Origin of the sequence: Aquimarina sp. AU58 (assembly GCF_900312745.1) — a bacterium.
In the GTDB taxonomy this organism is placed as follows: domain Bacteria; phylum Bacteroidota; class Bacteroidia; order Flavobacteriales; family Flavobacteriaceae; genus Aquimarina; species Aquimarina spinulae.
Genome location: NZ_OMPD01000014.1, coordinates 3,294,293 through 3,306,163, shown reverse-complemented (window position 1 = coordinate 3,306,163; position 11,871 = coordinate 3,294,293). Strand labels below are relative to the sequence as shown.

Annotated in this window: 12 protein-coding genes; 2 read left to right on the top strand and 10 right to left on the bottom strand. The window is 31.1% G+C overall.

From position 1 onward, the window contains the following. Positions 1-4 precede the first annotated feature (4 nt). The 4 genes from DK441_RS25730 to DK441_RS25715 form a co-directional block, all read right to left on the bottom strand. Positions 5-493 carry a hypothetical protein gene (locus DK441_RS25730; protein WP_160112286.1) on the bottom strand — a complete coding sequence of 163 codons (489 nt, stop codon included), beginning with the start codon at positions 491-493 and terminating at the stop codon, positions 5-7. 113 nt (positions 494-606) lie between these two features. Further along, complete coding sequence (locus DK441_RS25725) at positions 607-1,248, bottom strand: outer membrane beta-barrel protein (protein ID WP_109853397.1); 642 nt, start codon at positions 1,246-1,248, stop codon at positions 607-609. Positions 1,249-1,497: 249 nt separating this feature from the next. Further along, complete coding sequence (locus DK441_RS25720; protein WP_160112285.1) at positions 1,498-2,358, bottom strand: hypothetical protein; 861 nt, start codon at positions 2,356-2,358, stop codon at positions 1,498-1,500. Between the two features lie 27 nt (positions 2,359-2,385). Continuing rightward, entirely contained in the window at positions 2,386-2,742 is a 357-nt protein-coding gene (locus tag DK441_RS25715) for a hypothetical protein (protein WP_109853395.1), read from the bottom strand. 317 nt (positions 2,743-3,059) lie between these two features. Between DK441_RS25715 and DK441_RS25710 the strand changes: the two genes are divergently transcribed. Both DK441_RS25710 and DK441_RS25705 read left to right on the top strand, forming a co-directional pair. Beyond that, positions 3,060-3,737, top strand: coding sequence for a response regulator transcription factor (locus DK441_RS25710; protein ID WP_109853394.1), 678 nt, complete (start codon positions 3,060-3,062; stop codon positions 3,735-3,737). Continuing rightward, on the top strand, positions 3,734-4,996 hold the full coding sequence (locus DK441_RS25705) for a cell wall metabolism sensor histidine kinase WalK (RefSeq protein ID WP_109853393.1): 1,263 nt from the start codon (positions 3,734-3,736) through the stop codon (positions 4,994-4,996). The genes DK441_RS25710 and DK441_RS25705 overlap by 4 nt, the downstream gene beginning before the upstream one ends. 2 nt (positions 4,997-4,998) lie before the next feature. Here DK441_RS25705 and DK441_RS25700 read toward each other — a convergent pair whose 3' ends face one another. The 6 genes from DK441_RS25700 to DK441_RS25675 form a co-directional block, all read right to left on the bottom strand. Further along, positions 4,999-5,658: an alpha/beta hydrolase gene (locus tag DK441_RS25700; protein WP_370444344.1), complete on the bottom strand. Its 660-nt coding sequence runs from the start codon at positions 5,656-5,658 to the stop codon at positions 4,999-5,001. A 24-nt stretch (positions 5,659-5,682) separates the two neighbouring features. Further along, positions 5,683-7,299 (bottom strand): zinc-dependent metalloprotease family protein, encoded by a 1,617-nt coding sequence (locus DK441_RS25695; protein WP_109853391.1) that lies wholly within the window; start codon positions 7,297-7,299, stop codon positions 5,683-5,685. 50 nt (positions 7,300-7,349) lie between these two features. Further along, a complete protein-coding gene (locus DK441_RS25690; protein ID WP_109853390.1) occupies positions 7,350-8,156 on the bottom strand; it encodes a hypothetical protein in 807 nt (268 codons plus the stop codon). 21 nt (positions 8,157-8,177) lie between these two features. Next, positions 8,178-8,507, bottom strand: a complete 330-nt coding sequence (locus DK441_RS25685) for a hypothetical protein (RefSeq protein ID WP_074406016.1) — start codon at positions 8,505-8,507, stop codon at positions 8,178-8,180. 66 nt (positions 8,508-8,573) lie between these two features. Next, the gene (locus tag DK441_RS25680) at positions 8,574-9,827 is read right to left on the bottom strand and encodes a dihydroorotase family protein (protein WP_109853389.1); all 1,254 of its coding nucleotides are present in this window, start codon (positions 9,825-9,827) and stop codon (positions 8,574-8,576) included. Further along, complete coding sequence (locus DK441_RS25675) at positions 9,824-11,752, bottom strand: BatA and WFA domain-containing protein (protein WP_109853388.1); 1,929 nt, start codon at positions 11,750-11,752, stop codon at positions 9,824-9,826. The genes DK441_RS25680 and DK441_RS25675 overlap by 4 nt, the downstream gene beginning before the upstream one ends. Positions 11,753-11,871: the final 119 nt, after the last annotated feature.

The following is an 11,871-nucleotide window of genomic DNA, read 5'->3' as shown; positions in this document are numbered from 1 at the left end:
AAGATTACACTGTACCGTTTTTGTTTTCCACTTCTTCTTTTATCGAGTTATAAATACTCGTATCATCAATCTTGGTTATAGAAGATAACTTTTTGAGTAATAGCATTGCTTCATCTTTACTTTCTTCAAACATATTTATAGTGCTCTTATTAAATGTGATGTTTTCTTCGGCTTCCATTTTTAATATGTGAGATTGATATAAGAAGTTTCGTATAATATGATTACTAGCATATAACATTGAGTGATATATTTTTCTCTTTTCAATGTTTCGCTTTTTTTCTAAAATTACTATGATATTCAGCATAATAAATAAAGCAAAGAACTTAAACCATAGAAATATCAATTCATCGATTTTTGATGATTTAATAAAATTAAAGTACATATCTATTTGTTCTGCTAAATTTATATTTCCTATGATGCAATATAAATACCCGATTGTGGATAGTAAAAATCCAACGATCACGTAGACATATTTCTTTAAAATCAGTTTCATTGTATGTTATTATTTTATTGTAATTATTTTTAGTTATATAACAATACAACCGTAATGTATAGGTGATTTTAGGGTAAGTAACTGCTATAGTAGGCTTAACGGATGTTGTGTTTTTAGAATTTGTATGCTAACCCGAAATTGATATGCTCGAAATCAAACCCTACAATAATTTCGTCGGTAGATTTTTCTCTTTTATCAGCTTTCATAGATTCATAAGATATAGCTCCCCATAAAGCTTCAATAGCAAAATGATCATTCAGGAAATAGGTTAATCCAGGAATAAGCCCGATTTTATACCCTTTTTCTTTATTTTTTAAACCATTTCTTTCTACATCGGCTGTAAGGTAATCTACTCCAAGTTCACCAAAAAGAGAGAATTTATGACCCGGAGTAAAATCATATCGTCCAAATACTCCGATAAGTCCATGATGAGATCTAATTTCTGTTTCTCCTTCTTCTTCTTTTTCACTTTCATATCCAAATTTTACACCACCGGTTATAGTATTAGAAATAAGGTAACCGACTCTGGTAAATACATCTAACATGATATCTTTATGCTCTTCTCCTTCATTTTTAATTGTTTTAGAATCAAATCCAAACAAAGCAGAAACAAATACATCTCCTTGTTCAAATTCACCTTTTTTATCATAATCCTTAGCAAAATGATGCTCTTTTGTGGCATTATTATGGTGTTCTTGAGCATTAGCAAAAGCAAAAGATGCTATTGCGGTAGTCACTAAAAGTATTTTTTTCATGAGTTACTATTTTTTAAATATTTAATTTATTTTTTTACATCATTATCAGTCTAGTACAATATTTTGTACTAGAATAGATGACATTTTATTTTTTGTTTGGTTTAAGAGTGGATATGGAACTAATCTTTATAATTTTTCGAAGTAGTGCCCTGGGGTAAGGCACATTAATTGATTCGAAGGGGTATGAATGTGTTGAGGGATTAGTTTAGATTTTGTTATGTTGTCTACAAAATAAGGGAAGAAGGTCTATTATAATTTGGTATGCTCGTATGAAGTTGTTATTTCATTATATGCTCTAGTGAGTTTATTAGAAATGTCATAGATTTCTTTATGCTTGTATCCTTGTTTTCCAAGTTTATTTTGTTTGATAAGTTCCCAGATGGTTAATGCATTTGCAATTTTTTCATCTATTTCGGCATTATCAAAGTCTGAAAGAAGCAATGGGGTATTCATTCCATCTATTTCATTGTATATATTTTTCAACATTTGTTCAGAGTTTTTGTCTTTCAGTGTTGGATGGTTTGCCAAATAATATAACGCAAGTCTTTGTGCTAGCATACGTTGTCTTCCCGAGACGGTTAAGATTTTTTTCAGTTCTATATCTTTTTCGTTATAGGAGTCATCATTGGCCAGTCCTTTTATAGTTTTATTAGCATTTTTGGATTCTATCACAATCGAGCGTACAACATTTTCTGTTTCTTTAAGCAAATCTGTATTTAGATTCAGAATTTTTTTAGCATCATCAAAATTGGGAGTACTTTCTATATGTTTTTTAAATGTTTCCCACAGATTCCCCACTTTTTTGATTTTACTCTTTGTTACCTTGTTGCTAGAATTTTTAGACAAGATTTCATTTTGTTTTTCAAAAATAATTTTACTTGTCATGAGATCTCTTGACGCCTTGTCATCATCCGAATTTTCTACCATATATAGGTAATCTTTAGCCATTTTCTGAATTAGCATACCTTGTTTCTCAGATATATTGATAGCTTTATTATAGGTCATTACGCCATATTTTGGCTTAGATTGGGCATTGACCATACTAAATGTCGTTATTCCTAGTATAAAGAGTATATACGCTGATTTAGCAGTTAAATAATTATTTCTCATTTCTATTATTTTTTAAGTGTTTATATATTAGTATTCTTCAAGAATTAATTTTGTAATTTTCTTATCGGGAGATAATCCCAGAATTAGAATCATAGACGTATTTTCGAATTCTGTTAGGTATCTTTTTGCTTTGTCTTCATCTAATAAAAAAGAAGAAGTCCCCATTGGCCCTTTTTTTGATTGGTTTTCAGAAAGGAATTGTTTTACTTTTTCGATTGTAAATGTCGATTGTAATTGGGGAGAGAACGAGTTAAAAATCTTATCGGCATCTTTTGCGTTATATGCATCGGTTACTTCGGTAATTATTTTTTGATAATCCTCTTGGGTTTGCGAAAAACTGATTTGTAAAAAAAGAAATAAGATTAGACTAAGTATTTTTTTCATAGTATTTAAATTATGGTTAAAACATCTTTTAACTATGGTTAAATTGTTGTTTTGTAACCAGTTTGTTTTATTGGGTGCGAAAGTAGAATTAGAATCTGTAGAGAATTTGTGGAGAATCTGTAGGAAATCTGTAGAAGTTGTTTAGAAACTGTTTTTAAGGTAGATATTTGTAAAACAGCTTGTTATGTTGTTGTTTTTAAATTGAAAATCAACTTTATTTTTGAAGATGAATATTGTTTGTAAAAACTTTTGCTTTCTGATAATTATTTGTTTCTTTAATTAAAGGTAATTGGACTATTAAATTTAATCTGAAAGAAGTGAAAATTCTAATTATAGAAGACGAACATATGCTTGCCGAATCGATGGTGCAGTACCTTGGGAGAGAAGGATACCAATGTGAATGGACAGATAATCTAGCAGAGGCAAAGGAAAAAAGCTGGGATTATGAATATGATTGCCTGGTTGTTGATATTAACCTTCCTGATGGTAGTGGTCTTGATGTTATTAAACAGATTAAAGAAATGAGATCAAAATCAGGAATCATCATTGTATCTGCACGCAATGCTATCGATGATAGAATTTATGGCCTTGATATTGGAGCAGATGATTATCTTACAAAACCATTTGATCTTGCAGAACTAAACGCACGTATAAAAGCGATTATACGTAGAAGAAATTTTGATGCCCAAAATACGATTACCTTTAATGAAATTGAAGTATTCCCTTATGAAATGAGTGTTAAAGTACATAACAAAATTCTAAAACTTACTAAAAAGGAGTACGATCTAATGTTATATTTTATCTCGAATCCAAACCGTGTAATTCCCAAAGGATCTATTGCAGAACATTTATGGGGAGACGAAATGGGGATTGCAGATTCTTACGATTTTATCTATTCTCATTTAAAAAACCTTAGAAAAAAGATTCTCGAACATGGTGGTAACGATTATATACAGACCGTATACAGTGTAGGGTATAAATTTTCTGATCAATGAAACTACTAAGCTTATCTAATCGTTATTATTTTACAGGACTATTTATTGTATCTCTTGTGGGAGGTTTATCTTCTTACTTTGTTATTAGACGTACTGTAAATAGCGAGTTTAATGATAAATTATTTGCGGCAAAAGAAGAATTGATTGATGAGTTGTATAGGCATGATGAGCTATTAAGTAGTTATAGTTTAAATATTGGGGATAATATTACTATCCAAAAAGTTGATAAAGATCCAAAAATCCAAACATTTATAAAAGACACGATATTATTTAATGAATACCAAAATGAGCAGATGAACTATAGACAGATCACCTTCTCTGATAAAGTGAGAAATAATTTCTATATCTTTTCGATAACCAAATCATTACTTTCTACAGAAGATTTAATACGAGGTGTTACACAGGTTATTGCTTTGATTACTGCATTGTTTTTTATTACGATGCTTGTATTGAGTAATATCGTTTCGCAACGAATTTGGATACCTTTTTATAATACGCTAAGCCAGATAAAAGATTTTAATGTTAAAAAGCCAAAGCCTTTATCTTTTAGTGAAACTAATATAGTAGAGTTTGAAGAGTTAAATTCTACACTCGAAATTATGACAAATCAAGTTGTAAAGGATTATAAGAATTTAAAAGAATATACCGAGAATACTTCTCATGAGATACAAACACCATTAGCAATTATTAAAAACAAAATGGAACTTTTGATGCAGGATAAAAATCTTTCTGAACAGCAAATATCCATTTTAGGACAAGTATACGAGTCTACAGGAAGGTTATCAAAGCTTAAAGATAATCTTTCCTTATTATCAAAAATTGATAATAATCAATTTATAGATACATCAAAACTAATCGTGGCAGAATATCTTAAAAAGAAAATTGGAAGAGTAAAAGAATTACTCGATATTAAAAATATAGAGGTAATTCTTGATTTTAAAGAAAATCCGTCGATAGAGATTAATGAAACAATGGCCTATGTGCTGTTTAATAATTTGATTAGTAATGCTATAAAACATAATATAGAATCAGGGAAAATCGTAATGACACTTACCAATGCATATTTTGAGATTAAAAATACGGGAGAGCCATTAGAAATATCAGAAGAAGAATTATTCGGACGTTTTAAGAAATCTGGAAACAAGCTTGATTCTAGTGGTCTTGGTTTGTCACTAGTATATCGAATTGTGGAGTACTACGACTTCTCAATAAGTTATAAAAATACTGACATTTGGCATACGATTACACTTAAATTCTAATGTTAAATGTGAGTGCTCAACCATTCTTTAAATTGATAAAAATTTTGGGGTGCGACACCATGACCTACCTGAAATTCATTTAAAGAACTTGGTATACCAAGTTCTGAGAGTAGCATAGGAGCTTTACGGGCCCAATCCACAGGAATTACCTGATCTACACTACCATGAGAACAATATAAATTAAGCTTAGAAAAGTCATTTGTTTTATAATTATCAGCCAGAATATCTTCATTTATATAGCCACTTAAAGCAATTACATTTTTTACTTTTTTCGGATAGGAGAGTGCTACCGCATAACTAAGGATCGTTCCCTGGCTAAATCCAAGAAGAGTAACATTATCCTTATCCAAATCATAAGCATTGATCGCTTCATCAATAAAACCAGCAATTTTATCTCTGGATTCGATGGCTTGTTTATCATCACTAAATTTTCCCTGGGCAGCATCAAAGTAAATTGCATACCATGCATTACCATAAGGCTGCATAGGATAAGGTGCTCGAACCGAAATTATGAATAATTCTTCTTGTAATTCTGTAGCAAAAGAAAAAAGATCATTTTCATCGCTACCATACCCATGAAACATAAATAGAACAGGAGTCTTGTCTTTTTTTATTGTTGGTTCTTTTACAATGTGATATAGTGATAGTGTTTTTTGCATAATTTTTAGCTTTAAGGTCAAGTTTATTTACTCTTTCATTTCTTTATTGATCCAGTTTATAAATGATGTAGTGTGGTCTGAAGCCTTTGGTGAAACTTTTTTTAAAAATCTTTCATCAGAAATCAAAACCTTAAAATATTCAGAAAACATATAGGCAGAGATTTCGTTTGGGTGATCTAAACCTCTTTTAACAGGAAAAGAATCACTGTAAAAACTTATTTCAGAAAGAGAAGAACTCATAAGTTTATTATTAGAATCTTTTTTAACCGAGAATACATTGTTTACTTTTTGAACAGTAAATACTGTATCTACGAAATCCTTTCCCATAACAGGAATATCAGAACCTTCTTTTAACAAGGTTCTGATCCAAAAATAGGTGTTTTTATCTTTTTTGTTAGGGATAAGCCATTCTGCAATTGGCGCATCGGGATTAGAAACCTGGTTGATTTGTATCGGTTTTTCTTCAAGGACATTGGCATTAACAAAGTTCCAATAATTGGTATACAGTTTTAAGAATTTAGTTTTGTATGTACGCTGTAGTGAGTGCATTTGCTCATGTACCAACAACCCTCCTAGTTTTTTTATAAGTGTTTCTTCTTCTTCGGGAGTCATTTGATCGCTCCATTCTTTAGTTAGATGATTAATATGCTTTTGACTCAGAATAATATAGGTACCTCTTGTATGTGCAAATCCACCACATAACCAATCTTCTATTTTAATAAATCTCCAAGGGTGATTAGCCATTAAAGAAATATTATTCTTTTGTAATATTTCATTCACTTTATTAGTAACATAGGTAATACATTTCTTTTCATTTTTTGTAAAATCTGTAACAGCAGAGGCAAACTTATCTTTTGCAAATTGTCTTACCTCATTGATACTTTCTGTAGTCACTTTTTCCTGAACAAAAGCTGCTATTTCACGTTTTTGAAGTTGAGAAAAATAGGGCTCGAATGATTCATCGAGTATCGCTTCTTTACCTTCTTTTTTTGATAAAAATTCTATTCTGGAATGGACTAATGGGCTTTTGTGGACTACACCAATTTGATAATCATTTAGGCTATTTTTTGGGTCTATTCTATCTTTAAATGCTCCGCTGCTTTGTATATTAGGAAGAGAATCAGAAACATTAGGGTCATCTATAGCATGTTTTAATGATAGGTTATGACCAACCTCGTGTGCAATTACAAACGCTTGCATGTTTTTTAATTCATCTATGTTTTTATCAGAGTTCTCTCCAAGTACAATAAATGTAATATACCCTCCCATTATTCCCCTTCCTAAAGGACCTTTATTACCATCAATAGCATTTACAAAAAACATATTAACAATATCACCCTGCCCTTTTAACAGGCCATTCTCTTGTGATGCTTTAACGATTTCATCAAGATTGATTTCTCCATCTCTCGCCTTGGTATTATTATAGTAAATAGGTTCTAAAAAATGAAAATCTACTTTAGCTTTTTGGTATGCCCTATCCACCAAATACTCTGGTAAAGCCATTAAAGCGGGATTCGTACCCTCATCAGATTGAACAACAATAGGTTGTACAATAATTATTTTGGGTTGAAGTTTGTTATGCTTTTGAGATAAACAGCTGTAAATTATTGCTACAAACAGGAATATACTTAATTTCAATTTCATATTTCTTATTAATCATTTTTTGTTATTCTTTATCAAATAGGGGTTTTAATTTATTTTAATTGTATGTGTATATGATCATCATGCCGTACTGCCTGGCATCCATGAAATCGTATTTTGGCACTTTGTATCTTTAATCTATTCTTAAGATGTGGTTCTATAAAAACCTTCTCTATCTGTTTTTGTTTTACGATTGCCAAAAGTAAATCTTTTGTAGCTTTTTCAGAAAATTTTAACCCTTTGTTTAAGGTTCCAAAAGTTATGTATTTGGTAAAATCGTATTGCCAATTTCCTTTTTGTTTACAAATTAAGGTTTGATTATATTCTTGTTGGGTAGGGGATTCAAATATTCCGTAGCCACTAACCGATGGTTTTTTGTTGGTCGTTTTATTATGATCTTGGTAAATAAATGAGATGTCAATCTTTTTTCCATCATTATGACTCAAATGCGGAAGCAATGAAAAACCATCTATAAATGGAAAGCTAACATCCAGATATACCAGTGCGATATTAGGATTCGTTTGATGAAATGAATTTGCAATTTCTTCTAGTGCAATATGAAGTTCTGGACGCACATAATTTCGGTTTAGAAGTTTTGTTATGAAGCTATGCGCTTTTATTTGTGTAGTATCTTTAATTTTTTCTCTACCAAATAATGGAGCGATATAGGGTACAATCAAAAATGTTATACCTACATATGTTATAAGGAATATAATTGCTTTTTTGAACCTATACTTGTGTATGTTTCTTTTAACCAGTAATTCTGTAAGAATATATATCACTCCACCAATTTGCGTTAGAGCGGTTAAAAAAAGAAATACTAAGAGTTTAAGAACTAGTTTTGCTATTTTTTTAAACATAAAATAGTTCGTTATAATCTACTATTTAATGAAACTAAACCATTCCTGAAAATACGGCCCCAAAATAGGAACTGTTTTTTGCTCTTCTCGTATAGCCAGAATAAGTCCAAAAACAATTAGCACGATACAGAAGATATAGAAAGCGATATGAATCATTAGTGAGTCAAAAATATTAGCCAAAGCTATTAAAAGGTAGAAACTAATCCATGAACCCAGTGCTTGCCTGATATGAAAACTTGCAAACTGATTTTTACTTTCCTGATTCATAAAAAAAGCTATAATTGTACCAATAATGGTGATATATGAAACAATAGCTGCTGTTTTTCCTTGTTTTGCGTAGTCAGATTGCATAATTGTTGTATTATATTATTTTATTACTACACTAGATCGTAATGAAGAATTAGTTTTGTAATATACTTATTTTAATATCATTTTTCCGTTAGCGATAATACCATAAGGAACTCCTTTTGTAGATTTTCCTATAAAAGCACTATTTTTTGAAGAAGATATAACATGCTCTTCTGTAAAAGTGGTATCACCTGTAGGATTAAATAAAGATAAATCTGCTTTATTACCTTTTTCAATGCTTTCACTTTCTATTTTGAAAATAGATTTACCACTGGTAAGCATTGCTATGGTTTGTTCAATATCTAATATTGTATTAAGATTTCCGAAAGCACTTTCTAAACCGGTAGTACCGTATTTTGAGTGATCAAACTCTACCTTTTTATGTTCTACATCTATAGGTTGATGATCACTGGTAACCATATCAATTGTACCATCATTTATACCTTTTACCAAGGCATCTACATCTTTTTGTGTTCTTAATGGAGGGAGTACTTTATAATTAGTGTCAAATGTAACCAACTCTTTATCAGTTAGGGTTAAATGATGAACGGTGGTACTACAACTTATTTGTAATCCTTTTGCCTTAGCATCTCTAATTAATGCTACTGATTTGGCTGTCGAAATTGTAGGGATGTGTAAGGTGCCACCGGTATATTCTAGTAGAAACAAGTCTCGCGCAATCTGTAATTCTTCTGCTAGCGCAGGAATTCCTTTCAATCCAAGTAAAGTACTTTGTTCTTCTTCATTAACCATTCCTTTACCGGCAATATTATTTTCTTGAGGAAAAGATAGAACCAATCCGTCAAAATTTTGTGCATAGAGAAGAGCAATCTTTAATAGATTAGGGTTTTGAATAGCTTTTTTATAGTCACCAAAGGCAATAGCACCTGCATGTTGCATATCATATAATTCTGCCATATCTACACCCTTGGACTGTATGGTCAACGCTCCGATAGGATATAATGATACTGCGCTATTTTGAGACTTCCCTTTCAGAAAGCCTATAGAAGTGCTATTATCGGTTACTGGTAATGTATTTGGGTGTAATGCTATAGCTGTGAAACCACTTTTTGCAGCCACTTGTAAACCATGTTCAATAGTTTCACGTTCTTCATATCCTGGTTCACCAAAACTTACACTACTATCAAACCATCCTTGTGAGATGTGTAAGTTATCTAATGTAACTTCTTCAACATGATCAGGGGCTTTGATTGTCTTCTTTATATCTGTAATTATTCCATTTTCGATTAATACATCAACTGTTTGACGATGAAAAGGGGATTTTGGGTCAATTACAGTAGCAGCCTTTAATAAGAAGTTCATTTTAGATATTTTAATAGTAGTATTTCAATTAGCAAGAATATCAACGCAAAAATAACAAACCATTTCCAAAGTTCATTAACACTAGTCTCTTCTTTTATTTGATCAAAAAGCTCTGTGACTGATTGGCTTACTTGATAATCTTCTGTAGTAGTTAAGTTATAGTATTGTAAATCACTCTCTGCACTATTATAATTATAACTTACATGTTGTTGAACACTGTTATTTTTATCTTGTACACTGTAAATCCCTGCTCGTGTAGGAACTTCGTCTGTCGTTATATTCACTTTTGTAGAAAAACTCTGTTGCAATGGTATAATGTTTTCCTGGTCAGAGACCAAAGACAATATTCCATCTTGTCCGAGAGATATAGGAATATCATAAGAATTAATCTGACCAATAGTATATGATATATCGGTAAGCTGTAAGCTTTGTTTACCAATATTATATAATGTAGGAACGATTAAAGGAGAATTCTTAAAGTTAGAATTTTCCTGATTTATAGCCGATGTAAATACATATATATTATTTGTTTTGTATAAGAAAGGGCTATTATCTTCAAAAGATAGTACGATATTGGATGCATTTGCCTGATAATAACTATTTACCTTTGGATATTGAAAATTTGTAATCTTTTTATCAAAAACCCCACGATATAATGGATGTGAGAAGTTAATAGATGTGATTTTCTTTTCACGTGTTGTTTCTGCCAATAACCCTTGTGTCGAATATCCGCTTATAAACTGTTGATACGAAACCAAATCTCCATTTGTTGCAGGAATAAGACAAATAGTACCTCCTTGATCAACAAAAGGCTTTAATGCATTGATAAGTGATACCGGAATTTGCTTAACCTCATTAATGATTACCAGGTTTGCATTACTAATATCATTATAATTAAGCCTTTCGACAGAGCTGCTTAGCACTACAAATTCATCTGAAGTAAAAATATTTTTTATAAAATTATCATTTGCTTCATTAATAGCAACAACTTTTATCTTTTCTGGAGCATTTATGGTAAAAAACCTTGAATTATCAAAGGTTATTACAGGATCTTCTATAGTTACCCGACCGTTAATTTTTATATTCTCATCTAAACGGAATTCAGTTTCGGCTATGCCATTTTCCGGAATAGAAACTGCAGTTTTGGCAATCAATTTATCGTCATTATATAGTGCAATAGATGTGTTTTCTGCATTAGTATCCGTATTGCTTAATACTACATTAAGAGTGAGGTCATTATTGGTATTATGCCTTAAATACAGGCTGTCGATAGCAATATTTTGCCTGGTGACAGGTTGTAGCTGAACAAGGTGTGTTTTTGTATCTGTATCTTTTTGTATACTAAAGGCATTTTCTTTTTGTTGAAAATCTGAAACCATTATGATACGTTTATTGGTTTCTGGAGATGTTCCTACTAGTTGTTTAGCTTTAAGATAAGCTGCTGAATACGAAAGTTGATTAGATGAGTACTCGATTTGTAGCAAGTCGTTTTGGATATCCTGTTTAGAAACATCAATAAAAGTCTCTGTATTGGTAAAAAGAGATATAGTTTCCTCTTCAGGAAGGTCACTAAGAATTTCTTGTACAGCACGTTTTAGGAGAGGCCCTTTAGAACCTTTGGCCTGCATACTAAACGAATTATCAAGGTATAATACGGTTTTACTTTTTTTACCAACAATTTCTTCTAATGCCAGAAATGGTTGTGCAAAAGCAAAAATGATAGCTGCCATAGCTAATAATCGAGCAAGAAGCGTTAACCATTTTTTGATCTGAGAACTCTTTCGAGTTTGTACCGTAACCGCTTTTAGAAACTGAACATTTGTAAAATTAACCTTCTGAAAGCGTCGTAACTGAAATAAATGAACTAGAATAGGAATTATAAGTGCAAAAAGAGCGTAAAGAAATTCTGGGTGTTTAAACTGCATTCCTTAGTAAGGTTTGTCAAATATACTATAAGATTTGGGATTTATGAATTTCAAAATTATCAATTCACAAATTATCAATCAAAAATTAAAATAAGTCATGGAGTGGTAAGGGGAGGAGT

Excerpts from the sequence above, each read along its gene's own strand:
- DK441_RS25725 (WP_109853397.1), bottom strand. The coding sequence starts at position 1,248 with ATGAAAAAAATACTTTTAGTGACTACCGCAATAGCATCTTTTGCTTTT.
- DK441_RS25705 (WP_109853393.1), top strand. The coding sequence starts at position 3,734 with ATGAAACTACTAAGCTTATCTAATCGTTATTATTTTACAGGACTATTT.
- DK441_RS25715 (WP_109853395.1), bottom strand. The coding sequence starts at position 2,742 with ATGAAAAAAATACTTAGTCTAATCTTATTTCTTTTTTTACAAATCAGT.
- DK441_RS25720 (WP_160112285.1), bottom strand. The coding sequence starts at position 2,358 with ATGAGAAATAATTATTTAACTGCTAAATCAGCGTATATACTCTTTATA.
- DK441_RS25695 (WP_109853391.1), bottom strand. The coding sequence starts at position 7,299 with ATGAAATTGAAATTAAGTATATTCCTGTTTGTAGCAATAATTTACAGC.
- DK441_RS25680 (WP_109853389.1), bottom strand. The coding sequence starts at position 9,827 with ATGAACTTCTTATTAAAGGCTGCTACTGTAATTGACCCAAAATCCCCT.
- DK441_RS25675 (WP_109853388.1), bottom strand. The coding sequence starts at position 11,752 with ATGCAGTTTAAACACCCAGAATTTCTTTACGCTCTTTTTGCACTTATA.
- DK441_RS25690 (WP_109853390.1), bottom strand. The coding sequence starts at position 8,156 with ATGTTTAAAAAAATAGCAAAACTAGTTCTTAAACTCTTAGTATTTCTT.
- DK441_RS25730 (WP_160112286.1), bottom strand. The coding sequence starts at position 493 with ATGAAACTGATTTTAAAGAAATATGTCTACGTGATCGTTGGATTTTTA.
- DK441_RS25685 (WP_074406016.1), bottom strand. The coding sequence starts at position 8,507 with ATGCAATCTGACTACGCAAAACAAGGAAAAACAGCAGCTATTGTTTCA.